The organism is Arthrobacter sp. Y3221048 (assembly GCF_059092685.1).
The window spans coordinates 410,629-428,236 of sequence record NZ_JBNHHX010000001.1 but is presented as its reverse complement, the minus strand read 5'-3'; the positions used below and the strand labels follow the sequence as shown (position 1 = coordinate 428,236).

The 17,608-nt window shown below is 68.6% G+C and carries 19 protein-coding genes; 10 read left to right on the top strand and 9 right to left on the bottom strand.

All coding sequences use genetic code 11. The annotated features are described in order from the left end of the window. Positions 1-118 precede the first annotated feature (118 nt). From AC5RVS_RS01975 to AC5RVS_RS01960, 4 genes are read right to left on the bottom strand one after another with little or no spacing between them, the layout of a single operon-like run. On the bottom strand, positions 119-1,354 hold the full coding sequence (locus AC5RVS_RS01975) for a substrate-binding domain-containing protein (RefSeq protein ID WP_493988533.1): 1,236 nt from the start codon (positions 1,352-1,354) through the stop codon (positions 119-121). 1 nt (position 1,355) lies between these two features. Further along, entirely contained in the window at positions 1,356-2,462 is a 1,107-nt protein-coding gene (locus AC5RVS_RS01970) for an ABC transporter permease (RefSeq protein ID WP_494106921.1), read from the bottom strand. Continuing rightward, positions 2,459-3,508, bottom strand: coding sequence for an ABC transporter permease (locus tag AC5RVS_RS01965; protein ID WP_493988535.1), 1,050 nt, complete (start codon positions 3,506-3,508; stop codon positions 2,459-2,461). Before AC5RVS_RS01965 ends, AC5RVS_RS01970 begins: the two co-directional genes overlap by 4 nt. Then, a complete protein-coding gene (locus AC5RVS_RS01960; protein ID WP_494106920.1) occupies positions 3,505-5,238 on the bottom strand; it encodes a sugar ABC transporter ATP-binding protein in 1,734 nt (577 codons plus the stop codon). Before AC5RVS_RS01960 ends, AC5RVS_RS01965 begins: the two co-directional genes overlap by 4 nt. A gap of 116 nt (positions 5,239-5,354) precedes the next feature. On the opposite strand from AC5RVS_RS01960, the gene AC5RVS_RS01955 reads away from it, so the two are divergent. From AC5RVS_RS01955 to AC5RVS_RS01940, 4 genes are all read left to right on the top strand, one after another. After that, positions 5,355-6,557 (top strand): ROK family transcriptional regulator, encoded by a 1,203-nt coding sequence (locus AC5RVS_RS01955; protein WP_494106919.1) that lies wholly within the window; start codon positions 5,355-5,357, stop codon positions 6,555-6,557. Between the two features lie 96 nt (positions 6,558-6,653). Further along, on the top strand, positions 6,654-7,076 hold the full coding sequence (locus AC5RVS_RS01950; protein ID WP_494106918.1) for a hypothetical protein: 423 nt from the start codon (positions 6,654-6,656) through the stop codon (positions 7,074-7,076). Positions 7,077-7,205: 129 nt separating this feature from the next. Continuing rightward, on the top strand, positions 7,206-7,784 hold the full coding sequence (gene pyrE / locus AC5RVS_RS01945; protein WP_493988539.1) for an orotate phosphoribosyltransferase: 579 nt from the start codon (positions 7,206-7,208) through the stop codon (positions 7,782-7,784). Positions 7,785-7,810: 26 nt separating this feature from the next. Next, positions 7,811-8,821, top strand: coding sequence for a thioesterase domain-containing protein (locus tag AC5RVS_RS01940; RefSeq protein WP_493988540.1), 1,011 nt, complete (start codon positions 7,811-7,813; stop codon positions 8,819-8,821). A gap of 279 nt (positions 8,822-9,100) precedes the next feature. Here AC5RVS_RS01940 and AC5RVS_RS01935 read toward each other — a convergent pair whose 3' ends face one another. Further along, positions 9,101-9,592: a YciE/YciF ferroxidase family protein gene (locus tag AC5RVS_RS01935; RefSeq protein WP_494106917.1), complete on the bottom strand. Its 492-nt coding sequence runs from the start codon at positions 9,590-9,592 to the stop codon at positions 9,101-9,103. A gap of 379 nt (positions 9,593-9,971) precedes the next feature. Here AC5RVS_RS01935 and AC5RVS_RS01930 point away from each other — a divergent pair, with 379 nt between their 5' ends. Beyond that, positions 9,972-10,589, top strand: coding sequence for a TrmH family RNA methyltransferase (locus AC5RVS_RS01930; protein ID WP_493988906.1), 618 nt, complete (start codon positions 9,972-9,974; stop codon positions 10,587-10,589). Between the two features lie 206 nt (positions 10,590-10,795). Here AC5RVS_RS01930 and AC5RVS_RS01925 read toward each other — a convergent pair whose 3' ends face one another. After that, positions 10,796-11,893 (bottom strand): NUDIX domain-containing protein, encoded by a 1,098-nt coding sequence (locus AC5RVS_RS01925; protein ID WP_494106916.1) that lies wholly within the window; start codon positions 11,891-11,893, stop codon positions 10,796-10,798. Between the two features lie 336 nt (positions 11,894-12,229). On the opposite strand from AC5RVS_RS01925, the gene fbaA reads away from it, so the two are divergent. From fbaA to AC5RVS_RS01910, 3 genes are all read left to right on the top strand, one after another. Then, positions 12,230-13,252, top strand: a complete 1,023-nt coding sequence (gene fbaA / locus AC5RVS_RS01920; RefSeq protein WP_493977221.1) for a class II fructose-bisphosphate aldolase — start codon at positions 12,230-12,232, stop codon at positions 13,250-13,252. Beyond that, positions 13,253-13,675, top strand: coding sequence for a DUF3151 domain-containing protein (locus tag AC5RVS_RS01915; protein WP_494106915.1), 423 nt, complete (start codon positions 13,253-13,255; stop codon positions 13,673-13,675). A gap of 192 nt (positions 13,676-13,867) precedes the next feature. Next, complete coding sequence (locus AC5RVS_RS01910) at positions 13,868-14,554, top strand: cyclodeaminase/cyclohydrolase family protein (RefSeq protein ID WP_494106914.1); 687 nt, start codon at positions 13,868-13,870, stop codon at positions 14,552-14,554. Positions 14,555-14,610: 56 nt separating this feature from the next. Here the strand turns inward: AC5RVS_RS01910 and AC5RVS_RS01905 are convergent, their stop codons facing one another. Beyond that, the gene (locus AC5RVS_RS01905; protein WP_494106913.1) at positions 14,611-15,003 is read right to left on the bottom strand and encodes a VOC family protein; all 393 of its coding nucleotides are present in this window, start codon (positions 15,001-15,003) and stop codon (positions 14,611-14,613) included. Next, positions 15,000-15,392 carry an ArsR/SmtB family transcription factor gene (locus AC5RVS_RS01900; protein WP_494106912.1) on the bottom strand — a complete coding sequence of 131 codons (393 nt, stop codon included), beginning with the start codon at positions 15,390-15,392 and terminating at the stop codon, positions 15,000-15,002. The genes AC5RVS_RS01905 and AC5RVS_RS01900 overlap by 4 nt, the downstream gene beginning before the upstream one ends. A gap of 9 nt (positions 15,393-15,401) precedes the next feature. Between AC5RVS_RS01900 and AC5RVS_RS01895 the strand changes: the two genes are divergently transcribed. Next, the gene (locus AC5RVS_RS01895) at positions 15,402-15,830 is read left to right on the top strand and encodes an SRPBCC family protein (RefSeq protein ID WP_494106911.1); all 429 of its coding nucleotides are present in this window, start codon (positions 15,402-15,404) and stop codon (positions 15,828-15,830) included. A gap of 169 nt (positions 15,831-15,999) precedes the next feature. Next, the gene (locus AC5RVS_RS01890) at positions 16,000-16,620 is read left to right on the top strand and encodes a thymidine kinase (RefSeq protein WP_494106910.1); all 621 of its coding nucleotides are present in this window, start codon (positions 16,000-16,002) and stop codon (positions 16,618-16,620) included. Positions 16,621-16,667: 47 nt separating this feature from the next. Here the strand turns inward: AC5RVS_RS01890 and AC5RVS_RS01885 are convergent, their stop codons facing one another. Beyond that, a complete protein-coding gene (locus AC5RVS_RS01885; RefSeq protein WP_494106909.1) occupies positions 16,668-17,531 on the bottom strand; it encodes a DUF72 domain-containing protein in 864 nt (287 codons plus the stop codon). Between the last annotated feature and the right edge of the window lie 77 nt (positions 17,532-17,608).

Below are 17,608 nucleotides of genomic sequence, written 5' to 3'. Positions count from 1 at the left end.
AACGTGCCGGGCCCGCGCCGGCGGCCCGGGCTCGCGCCGGGCTCCCGGCGGACATGCGTCCGAACGGGAAGTTGCGGGCCGGCCGGGCACCCTCCCGGGCCCGGCCGGCCCGCAAGTTCTACGGAATCTGGCGTTGCTGCCAGACCTCCGGGTAGCCCGGCAGGTCCTCGCCGCCGAACTTGGCGTAGTGGCCGTCAGGCATGCCGTCGTTGCGTTCCAGCCAGTCGTCCAGCTCGTCGGCCGGGATCGGAACCTGCGGCAGCACCCACTCGGCCGGGATTTCCTCGCCGGCAAAGATCTTCTGCACGGCCAGCAGCGGCGTGCGCCACTGGAAGTTGGAGTAGACCGGAGCCAGCGCCTCGATGCCGGTGTCCTTCCACTTGCGCAGGAAGCTCAGCTCGTCCTCGCCGGTCATGACCGGCAGGTCCTTGCCGGCGTCCTCGAACGCCTCGATCGCAGCCACCGCGCCGTCGCCGGCATCCATCCAGACACCCTGGACATCGCCGGTAGCGAGCTCGTCGGAAATGATCTTCTTGATCTCGGTCGGGTCGGCGCCGGTGAAGTAATCGGTGGCTTCGATGCCGTTCTCCTCGAAGATCTTCTCCGCCGCCGCCCAGCGCTGCTCCAGCACATCCACGCCGGGCAGGATGCGCAGCGCCACCACCTTGTCGCCTTCCTGCAGCCGTTCGGTCAGGAAGTTGGCGGTGTCGATGCCCCAGGCGAACCCGCCGATCGGGTGGATGAACGTGGTGGCGCAGTCGGTTTCCACGCCGCGGTCGAACACCACCACCGGCTTGCCGGTCTCGCAGGCGCGCTCCACCGCCGGCGTTAGCGCCGCGGTAGCGTTCGGCGAGATAATGAACGCGTCGCAGTCGCCTTCACTGATGAAGTAATCGATGTCGGCAATCTGGGTATTCGAGTCGTCCTGCGCGTCGCGGGTTTCCATCTCGGAAATCACGCCCTCGTCCTGCAGCACCTGCAACTGCTGGTTCATGGTGATCCAGCCGGTCTGCCGCCACGGGTTGGAAATCGACGCGTTGGCGAAGCAGACCTTCTTGGCGCCCTCGGAGGCGAAGTCGGCGGTGTCGGTCATCTCGCCGTCGATGTACTGAAGCCACGGCTGCTCCGGATCGCCTTGGAATTCCGCCGTCCGCTGTTCGAACTGTTCGTCGTAGACGGCCTGGTCGAACCATTCCGTGGAAGCCTCGGTGGTTTCCGCCGGTGACGGGCTGGCCGCGCCGCCGGGGCCGCCGGTCTCCTCGGTGATGGACGGATCGGTGGTGCAGCCGGTCATGGCCATTAACGACGCGGCCGCTGTGAGCGCGACCGCGGTACTTAGACGTTTTCCCGTCATGTCAGTTCCCTCCCTTGTCGGTGCCCTCAGCGGGCTCTGGTGCCGCGATGATGTGTTGTTCGGAATGCGCGGCCGCAGAGCCCCCGCGCCGCTTGCGCTGCCAGGACTGCGCGGCGGCAGCAACAGCGACGATGATGATGGCGCCCTGCACGGTGTCCCGCCAGGTGGACGCCACGCCCAGGAAATTCAGCAGCGTGAACAGCAACTCCAGGGCGAACGCACCGGCTGCGGCAGAGAGCACCCAGCCGCGGCCGCCGCCCAGCACCACCCCTCCCAGGACGACGGCGGTGATCGCCGTGAACTCGTAGCCTTGGCCCACCGACGGATGGACCCCGGCATACCCGACGAGCAGGATCCCCGAGACGGTGGCCGCGAGCGACGAAAGCATGAAGGCCCGCGTGCGCACCCACCAGACCCGGGCGCCGGTCAGGGCCGCGGCCACGTCGTTGTCGCCGACGGCGACCAGCGTGCGCCCGTAGGGCCGGCGCATCATCCAGACGGCGAGCACGGCGACGGCCGCCAGGATGATCACCGGATAGGGGATGACCTCCAGCACCGGCACGTTTTCGATGCCGCCGCGGCCGATTTGCCGGAAGCTGTCCGCCGGGTTGCCCTGGGCGGCGCCGCCGGTCCAGTTGAGCACCAGGCCCAGCAGCGCCAGCATCATGCCCAGGGTGACAATGAAGCTGGGGACCTTGAGCAAGGTGGTGACCAGGCCGTTGATCAGCCCGATGAGCGCCCCGAGGACAAACATCAGCACCAGCACGGGGAGGACCTTGGCGTCGTCCTGGCCGATCAGGTTGCCGGCCACGATCACCTGCATGGTCACTACCGATCCCATGGACAGATCGAACTCGCCGGAAACGATCACGAAGTACTGCCCGATGGCGGCGATCGCAATCGGCGCGGTCCGGCCGATGAAGCGGATGAAGGACCCGGGCTCGCCGAACGACGGGTTCAGGATGATGATGGCGACCAGCAGCGCGGCCAGGAGCACGAAGATGCCGCCGCCGGGAGTCCGCAGGCCGCGCAGGAAGCGTTGGCCGAGGCCGGCCCGGTTGTGCTGCAGGACCCTGCCGCCCGCCTCCGAGTCCAGAACTGTGCTCATGCCTGCGCCTCCTGCTGTTGGCCGCCGTGCCCGTAACGCGGCGGCCGGGCGACGATGGTTCGGCGGGCATAGACGGCGACGGCGACTACGATCACCACGCCGCGGACCACGTCCTTAAGGAACGGGTTGATCTGGAGCACGGACATGATGTTGTCCAGCATGGCGAAGATCAGCACGCCGCCCAGGGTGCCGGTAACGGAGCCCTTGCCGCCGGCCAGCAGGGTTCCGCCCAGGACGACGGCGGCGATCGAGAGCAGGTCATAGCCGCCTTGCGAGCCCACGGTGGGGCTGCCGACGCCCAGCCGGCTGGCCAGCAGCAGTCCGGCCATGCCGGAGAGTGTGGAGCAGATGACGTGGGCGGTGATCACCGCTCCCGGGACGCGGATGCCGGACATCCGGGCCACGTTGCTGTCGCCGCCCACGGCGTAGATGTGATGCCCCATGCGGGTGCGGTGCAGCATCAGCAGCACGAGGGCGGCGCAGGCGAGCATGATGAGGGTGGAGATCGGCACCGGCCCTATGCCGGTGGCGCCGATCAGCCGGAAGGAGAACGGCGTCTGGCCGAAACTGCCCTTGTAGTTGGTGCCCAGGTAGCCGCTGATCACCAGGCCCATGCCGAGCGTGGCGATGAAGCCGTGCACCTTGAGGCCGGCAACAATCAGTCCGTTGGCCAGACCGATGACGGCGGAGACACCCAGTGCCAGCAGCACGGCGGCCGGCACGTTTTCGCTCCGGTTGGCCATCACCCCGGCAGCTATCAGGCTGGCCAGGCTGGTCACGTAGGGCACCGAGAGGTCCAGGCTGCCGACCAGGATCACCAGGGTCTGGCCGATGGCGATGAAGCCCAGCACGCTGGTGCCGGTCAGGATGGCGGAGATGTTGCCCGGGCTGAAGAAGTTCCGGCCGGCCGTGGCCACCAGGATGCTGCCGGCGATCAGGGTCAGCAGGGCCACCAGGTACACGATCTGGGTGGAGGTCAGCCGCGCGAAGATGCCGCCGCCGGCCCGTGCCCGCTTGGTTCGGGCCGGGGTTTGCGTGGTCGTCATGGTGTCCCTCCCGTGGTGCCGCGGTCCTCCGCGAGGTGTGACCCGCCCTCGTGCCCTGCGTCCGCCAGGCGGGCACCGCCGTCGTGCCCCGTTTCCGCGCGGCGATCCCCGCCGTCGTTCCCCGCGTCCGGAAGAGGGGCGCCGCCGTCGTTATCCGGAGCCGGCGGCGGGCCGTCGGAGGCCGCGCCCGGTACCCGCGCGCCGGTGGCCAGCCGCAGGATCTCCTCCTCGGTGGCGCCGGCCGGCAGTTCGCCGGCAATCTGTCCGTCGCGCATCACCAGGATCCGGTCGGACATCCCGATCACCTCCGGCAGCTCGCTGGAAACCATCAGGACGCCCTTTCCCTCGGCGGCCAGCTGGCGCATCAGCCGGTACACCGCCACCTTGGCCCCGACGTCGATGCCCCGGGTCGGTTCGTCCAGCAGCACCACGCCCGGGGACACCGCCAGCCACTTGGCCAGCACGATCTTCTGCTGGTTGCCGCCGGAGAGGTACTGCACCTCCTGATCCAGGTCCCGGGCCACGACTTCCAGCGCGCTGAACGAGCCGGCGACGGCGCGGCGCACCGTGGCGGTGCGCTTGGGGAACACGGCGCGGACCACGCCCAGCGCGTTGTCCAGCAGGGACTGGTTCAGGCTCAGGCCCTGCGCCTTGCGGTCCTCGGTGATCAGCGCGATGCCGTGCCGCACCGCTTGGCGGGGAGAATGCGGACGGACCGGACGGCCGCCCAGCCGCATGTTGCCGCGGTTGAACGGCGCGGCGCCGAAGATCGCCTGCAGCAGTTCGGTGCGGCCGGAGCCTTGCAGGCCGGCGATGCCGACGATCTCGCCCGGCATGAGGCGCAGGCTGATGCCGTCCAGCTGGTCGTTGCCGGCGTCGGCGAGTTCGAGCAACGGGGCGTTGGTATCGGGGCTTGGTGCCGCGGGCGCGGGCGGAAGCTTGTCCGGGAAATAGGCGGAGATGGGGCGGCCGACCATCATCCGCACCAGCGAGGCGTCGTCGAGTTCGGCTGCCGGTTTGGTTCCGACGATCCGCCCGTCCTTGAGCACGGTGATGGTGTCGCAGAGGTCGAAGACCTCGCGCAGCCGGTGCGAGACGTAGAGGATGGCGGTGCCGCGTTCGGCCAGCCTCCGCACGATCCCGTACAGCAGGGACACTTCCGGCCCGGACAATGCGGCGGTCGGCTCGTCCATGGAAATGATCCTGGCGTCGTAGCTGACGGCCTTGGCGATCTCGACGATCTGCTGCTCGGCCACGGAGAGCGACCGGACCAGCGCCGTGGGTCGGATGGAGCCGATGCCCAGCGACTCCAGCAGTTCCGCGGTGGCGGCGTTCATCTTGGCCCGGTTGACCAGCAGGCCCTTGCGGGGCTCGCGGCCCAGGTAAATGTTCTCCGCCACCGTGCGGTCCGGCAGCAGGTTGAATTCCTGGAAGACAGTGGACAGGCCGGCTTCGTGCGCCTGGGTGGGATGGCTGAACTGGACGCTTTGGCCGTCCAGCAGCACCGTTCCCGAGTCGCGCTGGTACACGCCCGCCAGGATCTTCATCAGGGTCGACTTTCCTGCCCCGTTTTCCCCGACGACGCCGTGGACCTCGCCGGCATGCAGCGTCAGTGACGCGTCCTGCAGCACGGGATTGCCGAAGAAACTCTTGGTCAGGCCGCGGACTTCGAGAACGGGTTCCCCCCGTCCGGCGCCGCTGTCGGCCACGGTGTTGCTCGTCTGCTCCACCCACTCACTGTGGCACGGGTCACATAGTTTTGTCGAGAGTCAGGCAAAAGTTGTTTGAACACGAATTGTTAGTTTCGCTAGAGACAAACAGAAGTGGTGCGTGCTGTACTGAAAGCGTGTTGAAGTCCGATGTCGCCCCGCCGCAACGCCTGGCCACCCAGCCGGCCGCCGGAGCAAGCGAGGTATTCCAACTCCTGCGCGACGGCCAGCCGCGCACCCGCGCCGAGCTGGCGCAGTTGACCGGCCTGGCGCGGTCCACGGTGACCGCCCGGGTGGATTCGCTGATGCGGCTGGGGCTTATTGCCCCCATTGGGGGGGCGACCTCCACCGGCGGAAGGCCGCCGTCGTTGTTTGCGCTCAACCCGGCCGCCCGCCTGGTGATCGGCGCCGACCTCGGCGCCACGCACGCCCGGGTCGTCGTGGCCGACCTCTCCGGCGACGTGCTGGCCGAGGAGCGCGCCGAGCTGAGCATCGCCAGCGGCCCGGACATCGTGCTGGGTTGGCTGACCGACGCCGTGGCGCGGCTGCTGCACGAGGCCGGGCGGAGTGCCGCTGACCTGGGCGCGTTCGGCATCGGGCTGCCGGGACCGGTCGAGCATGACACGGGACGGCCGATCAATCCGCCGATCATGCCCGGCTGGGACCGCGTGGACGTCCCGGCGCTGGTGCAGCAGCATTTCGCCGTGCCGGTGTTGGTGGACAACGACGTCAACATCATGGCGCTGGGCGAGCAGGCCATGGCCTGGCCCGACACCGCCGACCTGATGCTGATCAAGGTGGCCACGGGGATCGGGGCCGGCATCATTTCCTCCGGACAGCTGCAGCGCGGCGCCCAGGGCACCGCCGGGGACCTGGGGCATGTGCGCGTGTCCCGGGGCGACGACGTGGTGTGCCGGTGCGGGAACACCGGCTGCCTGGAGGCGCTCGCCGGCGGGCCGGCGCTGGCGGCCAGGCTCTCGGCCCAAGGGAAGAAGGCCGAAAGCAGCCAGGACGTGATCGATCTGGTCCGCGCCGGCGACCCGCAGGCGATCCAGGCGGTGCGCCAGGCCGGCCGGGACATTGGGGACGTGCTGGCAACGTGCGTGAACCTGGTCAACCCCTCGGTCATCGTGATCGGCGGGCGGCTGGCGCAGGCGGGCGAGCACCTGTTGGCCGGGATCCGGGAAGTGGTTTACCGGCGCTCGCTGCCGCTGGCGACCGAGCATCTGCGGATCGCCCCGTCAGTGGCCGGGCAGCGCGCCGGCGTGCTGGGGGCGGTGGCGCTGGCCATCGGGCACGTGCTCTCGCCCGAGGCGATCGAAGCGGCCGCGTCCGCCTGACTGCGAAGTTATCGCTTCGTAACGGGGCGAGCCTCCCGGGCGCGTGCCAGCGCGGCTAGCGTGGGACAAAACGTCTATCGAGGGGGCTGGGGCGCCATGCGCAGATTAACCACATTGGCGGCCGGTGCCGCCGTCCTGCTATCGCTCGCCGGCTGCGGGGGACCGACGTCCGGAATCGGCGCGCTGGAGGCCCCGGCCGGCCCGGATGACAAGCTGGTCGGCGGAGCCGAAGTCCTGCGCGTAGCGGCAGGCAGCGTCCGGTCCTTGGCGGAAACGAGCGATTTCGCCTTCTATGCTGCCGTCCCGGACAACCCGGCCGAACGCGGCGTGTGCGTGATCATCGTGGATGTGGAGGCTGCCGGGGCGTCAAGCAGTTGCGGCGGTACTGGGCGGGAGCCTGTTGAACTCGGCACCTCCGGAGTGTGGGCCAAGCTGGTCCAGGACAACTACGACGCCGGCAAAGACCTCGCCGAGGGCTGGGAGCAGCTGCACCCGAACCTGCTGGTCCGCGGGCTCTAGCCGGCTCAGGCGCCTCCCGACGGCGTCCGGTCTGGGGGCCGGCGGCGTCGGGTCTGGGGCCAGCCCTGGGCCCGCACGACCTGTCATGGATTCCGGGTGCGGCGGGGGCAACCCCATAGACTAAGAGCCATGACCCAGACTCCTGCGGCCGATCCAGCGGCCGACCGCGCCCGCCTGCTCGAACTGATTAAGGAACTGGCCGTGGTGCGCGGCAAGGTCACCCTCTCCAGCGGCGCCGAAGCCGACTACTACATCGACCTGCGCCGGGTCACCCTGCACCATGAGGCGTCCCGCCTGGTCGGCAGGGTCATGCTGGCGATGCTCGACGAGGCCGGAATCCAATTCCAGGCGGCCGGCGGCCTGACCATGGGGGCCGATCCGGTGGGGACGGCGCTGATGCACGCGGCCGGAGACGACGGGCGGGCCGTTGACGCCTTCGTCGTGCGCAAGGCGCAGAAGTCCTACGGCATGGGCCGCCAGGTGGAGGGCCCGGAGGTGAAGGATCGCCCCGTCGTCGTGCTGGAAGACACCTCCACTACCGGCGGCTCCGCGCTGACCGCGGTGGAAGGCGTGCGCCAGGCCGGCGGGCAGGTCAAGGCGGTGGCCGTCATTGTGGACCGCGACACCGGCGCGAAGGAACGCATCGAGGCCGAAGCCGGCGTGCCGTATCTCTTTGCTTTCGGCAAGGACGAACTGGAGCTGGACTAGCCGCCGGTGGCCGGCCAGCTCACATGATGGATGTTCGCAGGAACCACGCCTTCCGCCAGCTGCGCCTGGCCAGCAGCCTGCACCGGGTTTCGCGCCGCTCGTTCCTGATCGGTGCCGCCTTCGGACTGGGCACCGCCGCGGACCTGGCGGCCACCCGGGTCATCCAGGAGATGCGCAACGAAGCGCAGATCCTCACGCTGGACGACGAACGCGCGGACCGGCGCTTCCCCCGCACCAGCTGGGTGCTCTTCCCGGGGTACAAGACCAGCTGGGAAGAGGGCCTGTGGATCTTGAACTCCTTGCGTGGCGGCCTGGTGGACCGCGGCCGGCTGGCGGTGGCGGGGTATTCGAACCGCGGCCTTGACCTGGCCGAATTGACCGAGGTGCTGCAGAAGCACATCCAGGACAACGACCTGCAACGGCTCTACTTCTACGGGCACAGCTTCGGCGGCATGGTGGCCGTGGAAATGACCGCACGGCTGCGCGCCAAGGGCTTCCCGGTGGAGCTGATCCTGATGGATTCGTCCCCATACAGCCGCTTCGATGTGCTGGACAAGACCATGTTCGAAGGCGTGGTCTTCCTGTACGAGGCCGGCTACCGGGTGCCCAGCTACCTGCGGGGCGGATACGAGCTGGGCGAGCGGATCGTGCACAAGGACGAGCGCACCTGGCGGCAAATCGTGGAGCAGACCATGGAGCAGCTGTCGCCGCTGGCCGTGTCCAGCACGCTGATCCAGTCCCAGTCCTCGTACATCTATCACTTCGACGCGCATCGCTTCCGCCACAGTATCGGCGACACCCGCATCGCTTGGATGGGCAACCCGGGAGACCAGACGGTCAACTATTCGACCGCCCGGCGCAGCTGGCAGGTGAACTACGAGGCGAACTTCCTCACCAACAATCTGGTCACCGAAGGCGCCCGGCCGGCGCATGCCAGCCCGCAGTGGAATTCAGCAATCTACGTGCCGATCATCCAGCAGGTGGCGGACGAATTCTTCCCGCTGCCGGTGGTCGGCGCCCGCAAGCGCTACTACTGACAAGAGCAGCGGCGACGGCGAGGTTCCACCGGCCGAGCGTCACGGGAAGCGGGGCGGCAGGCACGCGAAGGGGAGCGGCGCCGCTGGAAGCTGAGGGGCCGCCTCGGGCAGCGGAGCGGCAGACACGCGGAGGGGAGCGATGCCGCAGGCACGCGAAGGGGAGCGGCGCCGCTGCACGGCTCCGCTCCCCTTTGGTATGTCCGCGTGGGCCGGCCGGGTTAATTACGTGCCGGCCGCGTTATCCGTGCGCCGACCCGGCCCTCGCGCTTCCCGGCCTGCCTACTTGGCGACGGCTTCCTGGGCGAGCTTCCGGCCGAACTCGGTCAGCTTGTCCCGGGTGCTCTCCTCCTGGCCCAGGATCTGCTGAAGCAGCTCCACGACTTCGGTCTGGCCCTGGGCCTCCGCGGAGGTAATCAGCGTGGTGTAGCAGGCGACCTCATGGTGTTCCGTGTCCAGCGCCCCGGCCACGATGACCATGTCCACCAAGCTGGGGTCCACCTTGTCCAAGGCGGCCTGCGCTTCCTCGGCCAGGCCTTTGCTCACCGGGGAGCGCTGCTCCTTGGCCTCCAGGCCCAAGACCTTGAAGCACTTTTCGATATACGTGATCTGTTCGCGGGTCTCGTCCTGGTGGTGGCTGAGCATTTCCTTCAGCTCTTGGCTCCGTGCAACCTTCTGGTTCTCTTCGAGCATCTTGAGCACGTCATGTTCCGACCGCAGGGCGACGCCCAGCTTGAAAGCGAAAAGTTCCTCGGGGGTGGTCAGTTCAGCCATTGAAACTCCTTTTCCGATGAATCGTTACTCAGCATGCTTATCATCCCCGATTGATCGTGCACAACCTGCCGCAGGCCCGTCGGGCGGCTCCTGCCGCGGCCCTTCCGCGCCACGGTGCATGGGGCTGCGGTCTGTCCCCTAGGCTTGTGGGGTGGAAGAAAAAGCAGGTGAAACCGGGGGTGGACCGAGGTTGACCGGCGGTTCCGGCGAACGGCCGGCCGCCCCGGAGGCGGCCCCCAATGACTCCGAAACCGACGGGCCCGAGGCTGCCCCGAACGGCTCCGAAACCGGCGCGCGCGAAGCCGCCCCGAACGGTTCCGAGACCGGCGCGGGCGAAGCCGCCCCGAACGGTTCCGAGACTGGCGGGCCGGAGCCGGCCATCGGCGTCGGACCGTGGGACGGGCCGTTGCCCGAAGGCGACCATTGGGACCCACAACTGCTGGCCGAAGGCGACCGACGCAACGTGACTGACCAGTACCGCTACTGGAAGCACGAGGCGATCGTCGCGGACCTGGACACCCGCCGGCACAACTTCCACGTGGCCATTGAGAACTGGCAGCATGACCTCAACATCGGCTCGGTGGTGCGGTGCGCCAACGCCTTCCTGGCCAAGGAAGTGCACATCATCGGACGACGGCGGTGGAACCGGCGCGGGGCAATGGTCACCGACCGCTACCAGCACGTCCGGCACCATCCCACCGTGGAGGACTTCGTGGCGTGGGCGCAGGGCGAGGGCCTGCGGATCATCGGGATCGACAACTTCCCCGACTCGGTGCCGTTGGAGACCTACGACCTGCCGGAGAACGCCGTGCTGGTGTTCGGGCAGGAGGGGCCCGGGCTGACCCCGGAGGTCCACGCCGCAGCCGATGCCACGCTGTCCATCGCGCAGTTCGGCTCGACACGATCGATCAACGCTTCGGCCGCCGCGGCCATCGCGATGCACGCGTGGATCCGGCGCCACGTTTTCGCCCAGCCGGTGGTTCCGACCGCCCCTTAGCGTGCAGGTCACGCGTCCGGCCTCGGGTAGCCGGCCCCAGCGGTCGGTCCCGCGGCTAACTTCCCAGCTTTAGCCGTATCTGCCCATGTTTGGGGCTGTCCATCTGTCCCTGACGTGCGGAAACGTTCTGGGGGCCGTCCGAAACGTGGGAGCGCAGGGAGCGGGTGCGGGACGTGCCGGGTGCCGCTGCGGGAAAGGCCCCGCAGTCAGCCGAGCAGGTCCAGCAGCGCTCCGGCGCCGACGGTGCGCGCCCCGAGGCTTTCAGCCCGACCGCGCAGCCCGCGGTCCGACGTTGCCACTGTCACCGGCGCCTCGGGGTCGGTGCCGAACGCCTTCTCCACCTGGGCCACAATCTCGTCGTCGCCGGACCCGGCCGCGTGCACCACTTCCAGTTCCACACCTCGGCGGCGCGCGGCCGAGGCCTGGGCTGCTGTCTCGCCGTCCTGAGCCGTCGCCGGGGAGTCCGCGGCGACGCCGGCCCGTGCCCGGTCCGCCCCGCCGTCGTGCCCATCCTGGCTTGCTAATTCTGCCGGACGTGTCTGCCCGTCCGGGTTCCCCGCCCCTGCGGCAGCTGCAGCACCGGCCGGAGCCGCCGGACCCGCCAGCCCCGCCGGGGCGGCCTCCTTCGCGGCGCCTTCCAGCACGACGACGGTGCGCGGCCACACGGTGCCGGCGGGCACCTCCAGCAGGTCGGCGGGAAGCCCCGCCTCCAGGGTGGCGTGCAACGAGGCGAGCAGCCGGCGCGCCGCGCCGGGGCGGTCCTTCCACCAGCCGTCCGGCCGGGAGCCGACCACGTTTGCCGCGTCGACCACAAGCACCGGCGGGTGCTCCAGCAGCGTGCGGAGCCGGGGCCACGCCTCGCCGAAGTGCGGATGCAGCGGCAGCTGGTCCACCTCATCCAGCGGGACCCAGGCCAGGGCCAGGCTCTCGGCGTCGGTGATTTCCGGTTCAAAGGGGCGAACGGTCCTGGCGGCGGCGGTTGTGTAGGACCAGAAGCCCAGGTCCAGGACCGAAGTGAACAGCGGCGCCAGCGCGTCGACAGGGACGTCGGCTTCTTCGTTTGCCTCGCGCAGGGCGGCATCAACGGCCGGCTCGTCCTGATGCCGGGCCCCGCCGGGAATTCCCCAGGTGCCGCCGAAGTGGCTCCACTGCGCGCGGTGCTGGAGCAGGATGCCGCGCTCGCGATCCACCGCCAACAGCCCGGCGGATCCGAACCGGCCCCACATCCGCGTGCCGTCCGGCCCCTCCACCCAGGCGTCGCCGGGATCGCGCGGACCGTGGAATGGCGGCGGGGTTTCAGTCATGATTCCAGCTTGCCACGGTCGGCGGCGCCACGTGGAGAGCGAGGAACGGCCGGGCGGAGAGTGAGGAACGGCCACACGGAGCCTAGGAACGGCGAGGTGGAGGGTCGGCACGGCCGAGGTCGAGACCGAGGAACGGCCACATGAAGAACGCGGCACGGCCACATGAAGAACGCGGCACGGCCGAGGTTGAGAGCGATGCAAGGCCCGCCGGCTCCACCAGGCAACGGGTGTAACCCCGCTTCACAGTCGCCGCCGCCGCTGCTGCCCGGACACGAGTCGATAGGATGGGCTCAGAGGCAACGCCTTCGAATCCGTATCGCTAGCCAAGGAGTCAGCATGCCCGTTGCAACCCCTGAGATCTATGCCGACATGATTGACCGCGCCAAGGCGGGCGGCTTCGCCTACCCGGCCATCAACGTGACCTCCTCGCAGACCCTCAACGCAGCCCTGCAGGGCTTTGCCGACGCCGGTTCCGACGGCATCATCCAGGTCTCCACCGGCGGCGCCGCCTACTGGTCCGGCGCCGGGGTCAAGGACATGGTCGCCGGCTCGCTGGGCTTCGCCGCCTTCGCCCGCGAAGTGGCCAAGAAGTACCCGGTCAACGTGGCGCTGCACACCGACCACTGCCCGAAGGACAAGCTGGACGGCTTTGTGCTGCCGCTGCTGGCCGAGTCCGAGGCTGCCGTGAAGCGCGGCGAGGACCCCATCTTCCAGTCGCACATGTGGGACGGGTCGGCGGAGACGCTGGAGGAGAACCTGCGCATCGCCGAGGACCTGCTGGCCCGCACTGCCGCGGCCAAGATCATCCTGGAAGTGGAGATCGGCACCGTCGGCGGCGAGGAAGACGGCGTCGAAAACGAGATCAACGAAAAGCTTTACACCACTGTCGACGACGGCCTGAAGACCATCGAGGCGCTTGGCGCAGGGGAGAAGGGCCGCTACATCACCGCGCTGACCTTCGGCAACGTGCACGGCGTGTACAAGCCGGGCGGAGTGAAGCTGCGCCCCGAGCTGCTCAAGCAGATCCAGGCCGAAGTCGGCGCCAAGATCGGCAAGACCAATCCCTTTGACCTGGTCTTCCACGGCGGCTCCGGATCCTCCGAGCAGGAGATCGCCGACGCCGTGGCCTACGGGGTCATCAAGATGAACGTGGACACCGATACCCAGTACGCCTTCACCCGCCCGGTCGCCGGCCACATGTTCAGCAATTACGACGGCGTGCTGAAGGTGGACGGCGAGGTCGGCAACAAGAAGGCCTACGACCCGCGTGTCTGGGGCGCCGCCGCCGAGAAGTCGATGGCCGCCCGGGTCGTGGAGGCCGCCGAGCGCCTGGGCTCGGCCGGAAAGTCGGTGAAGTAAATGACCGAGCCCTTCCGCACCAACCTGCTGGGCCCGGAGCCGACCTACCTGCCGGAGGAGACCGACGTCCTGGCCCGGCTGGAGGCCGGCGACGAAGCTCTGGACCTGGCCGCGAAGTTCCCCACCTCCTCGCTGGTCTGGGCAATCCTTGCCGACGAGGCCTACTCCGAAGGCCGGACCATCGAGTCGTACGCCTACGCCCGCGTGGGCTACCACCGCGGTCTCGATTCTCTGCGCCGGGCGGGCTGGCGCGGAGCCGGCCCGATCCCCTGGGAGCATGAGCCCAACCGCGGATTCCTGCGGGCGCTCTACGCCCTGGGCCGCGCCGCCGGCGCCATCGGCGAGGCGGAAGAAGTGGACCGGATCGGCAAGTTCCTGGCCGACTCGGACCCGAACGCCAGGGCGGCCATCGAAGGCGCCTGAACCGCAATAAATTCCTCGGGTGGAAACGGGAGCTCGCCGCACGGCAGCTCCCGTTTTCGGTGCCGGGGTGGTGGCTGTCCTGCGTCCCCCCGCCCGTCGGGCACTTTCCTGTCGACCCGTTGTTGGGCATGATGCAGACATGGGAGCAGGCAGCAGCGGCACGGCCGCTGGATCAACGGAAGGAGCCGGGGCGTGAGCGGATCGGAGACCATCGACGAGTACCTGGGTCGGCTCGGTTCCAACCAGCCGACGCCCGGCGCCGGAGCGGTCGGCGCGATCCACGCGGCGCAGGCAGCGGCGCTGATCGGCATGGTGACGCGGTTTACCGAGCGGAGCGCGGCGAAAAACAACGACGGCGGTGCCTCCGCAAGTGCGGCGCACGACGACGGCGGTGCCTCCGCCGACTCCGGCCCGGGTCCGGACCTGGACGCCATACTGGCCGAGGCCGGCGAACTGACCCGGGCGGCAGTACACGCGGCGGTGTCCGACGAGGAGAAGTTCCGCAGGGTCGTCGACTGCTACAAGCTCCCGAGCACAACAGACGACGAACGCAGTCGTCGCAGCGCGGCCATCCGGGAGGCGCTCGTGGAGGCGACGCTCCCGGCGAGGGCGCAGCTGGACCTGGCTTCGGCCGTCGTGCGTCTCGGGACAGAGCTGGTGGGCGTGTGCAATCCGAACGTCCTGAGCGACATCGCCGTGGCCGCGGAGGCGGCGCGGGCCGCCGCCGCCACCGCACGCATCACGGTGGAGGCCAACCTGGCGTCGATCCGGGAGGAATCCATCCAGGAGTCGCTGAGAGAACACACGCAGAAGGCGGACGACATGGTGCGCCGAGCCGAAGAGCTCTCCGCGTCGGTCCGGCGCCGCGTCCTGGACTGACCGGGCGCGGGGGACGGAGCTCGACCCCGCCTCGCGCTTGACGGAGCGGGCCCCGGCTACGCCTCCTTCGTGCTGGCAATCTGAATGAGGTTGCCGCAGGTGTCGTCAAACACGGCCGTGACAACCGGTCCCATGTCGGCCGGCTCCTGAACGAACTGCACTCCCAGCGCGGTCAGGCGCTCGTATTCGGCGTGCACGTCGTCGACCCCGAAGCTAGTGAAGGGGATGCCGTCGGCGACCAGGGCTTCCTTGAACGGCTTCACCGCCGGATGGCCGGACGGTTCCAGGAGCAGTTCCACGCCGTCCCGGGCCGATGGTGAGACAACGGTCAGCCAGCGGTCGTCGCCGACGGGCACATCGTTCTTGAGCTGGAACCCCAGCTTCCCGGTGTAGAACTCGAGGGCCTTCTGCTGGTCGTCCACAAAAATGCTGGCGGTGGTGATGATCATGGTGTCTCCTTCGAAGAGGGCGGGAGATTGGCGAGCCATTCCCTCGCATTGCTGAGCGGGGCAGTATCCAGATGGTGGATGGTGGTGCGCCCACGGTTGCTGGCGGTCACCAGGCCGGCCTCACGCAGAATCGCGAGGTGCTTGGTGACGGCCTGACGGGTGATGGCGAGATGGTGGTTGTTGATCAGGCGCACGGTCAGCTCGAACAGCGTCTGGTCGTTGTGCGCGGCCAGTTCGTCCAGCAAGATCCGCCGAGTCGGATGACTTAGGGCCTGGAAAACCGTGTCCACGTGTCCATAATAGGCAACCTTCAGGTTGCCAATCAAGCGTCGGGCGATCTTGCCTTCGATCCGCCGCGTGGGCTTTCGCCGCCGCATCCGGGCAGGCATGATGCAGGTATGGGTGCGAACACGGCATTCACGGCCTCCGAGCAGATTTATGTGCCGCCGGCGCGGGCGTGGGCGCTGTTGACGGATTGGGCCGCGGCGCCCGCATGGATGCCCGGCGTGAACGAGATGCACGCCGAGGGGCCGCTGGCGGTCGGGCAGGCCATCAGCTTCCGCTCCCAGGGCCACGACCGCAGCAGCACGGTGACCGAGCTCGACGTCGGCCGCAGCATCACCATTACCTCGTCGCAGGGGGACGTGCGGGCTGACTACCGCTACGTATTGGACGGCGACGGCGGCGCGACCCGGCTGACGCTGACTGCCGATGTCGTCGTCAGCGAGGAGCTGGCCGCCATGGCAGAACAGATCCGACGGGCGATCGCCGAGGCCGATGCCGGCCAGCTGGCCAGCTTCAAGCAGTTTGCGGAAGCTGCACCGTGATCCCGCCAAGGCGCTTCGCGGAAGCCACGCTGATCGCGGTCGTGCGCTGCACGTAAGCCGCCCTGATCCCGGTCGTGCGCTGCGCGGAAGCCGCGCGCCGACCCTGCTCCCGCCCACCCGGCTACCGGCTCAGTAGAATCGACTGCTGGGACCGCTTGAAAGGACTGCGTTGGCCAAGCTCTACTTCCGCTACGGGGCGATGAACTCCGGCAAATCGACCGGACTGCTCCAGGTAGCCTTCAACTACGAGGAGCGCGGGCAGCGCGTGTTGCTGGCCAAGCCGCAGATGGACACCAAGGGGGACAGCAAGATCGTCTCCCGACTGGGCATGGCCCGGGACGTGGACTTTATGATCCGACCGGGTGAATCCGTTCGCGACCACTTCGGCCGGGTGGCCGCCGGCGAGGATCCCGAAGCCCTGCTGGAGCATGTGGACGTGCAGCCGGTGGCGTGCCTGCTGGTGGACGAGGCGCAGTTTTTGGAGCCGGAACAAATCGACGACCTGTTCCGCATCGCGGTGATGGACAACGTGCCGGTGCTGGCCTACGGCATCCGCACCGACTTCCGCACCCAGGCCTTCCCCGGTGCTCGCCGGCTGCTGGAAATCTCGCACTCCCTCGAGGAGCTGAAAACCATCTGCCGTTGCGGACGCAAGGCGGTCTTTAACACGCGCCGCGTGGGCGGGGAGATTGTGTTCGACGGCGAGCAGGTCGCCATCGACGGCGAAGACGTCTGGTACGAATCGCTTTGCGGCACCTGTTACCTCGAGGCCTCCGGCGGCACGCTCTAGCTCTGAGGGCGGCACGCAATAGGTTTGACGGCGGCGCTTCCCCCGGGTCACGGGCCGGTAGGCAGGCCCAGCCTTTGCGCCAGCCCGATCGCGTTGAACGGCGCGTGGACCTTGACGTCGTTGTCGAAGTACACGTAAGCATCCCGGCCCGCGCCGTCGGGGCAGCCCGAGCCGTCCAGCCATCCGGCGACCGTCGATGCCAGCCTGTCCAGGTCGCCGTCCGGGTAGCCGCCAACGTAGAGTTCGTCCTTTCCGTGCAGCCGCACGTAGGTGAAGTCGGCCGTGATTTCGTCCAGCATCGGCCACTTGTCCGCGCTGTCGGCCAGCACCAAAGCCGTGTTGTGCCGCCGCAACTGGTCGTAGAACTCCTCGTTGATGAACGTGGTGCTGCGGATCTCGAGGGCGTGGCGCAGCGGCCTGTCGGCCCCGTCGTCGGGGATCCAGGTCCTGTCCTTCATCAGGTCGGTGTGCCCGGCGGCCAAGGCGGCTGCGGCGTGCGTGCTGCGCGGCAGTTGGACCAGAAACTTTTCCATCACCTCGGCGTCGTAGTTGGCCCGCTCGGGCAACTGCCACAGGAACGGTCCGAGCTTTTCGCCGAGACCGAGGACCCCCGAAGCGTAGAAATTCGCCAAGGCGTCCCGGACGTCCTTCAGGCCCTTCATATGGGTGATGTACCGCCCGCCCTTGACCGCGAACACGAAGTCCGGAGGCGTCTCGGCGTGCCACTGCCGGAAGCTGGAGGGTCGCTGCAGCGAATAGAACGTGCCGTTGATTTCGACTGAATTCAGGTGGCCGGAGGCATACTCCAGCTCGCGGCGCTGGGGCAGGCCCTTCGGGTAGAACGTGCCGCGCCAGCGCGGGTATCGCCAGCCGGAAATGCCGATCCGTGCCATCGGTTGAGAGGCGGCCATGTTCCGCAGGCTACCCGGCTCCGCCGGTACAGGCCAGAGCAGGCAGCGCTCCGCCGTCGTGCTGTGGGGCGTTGCGC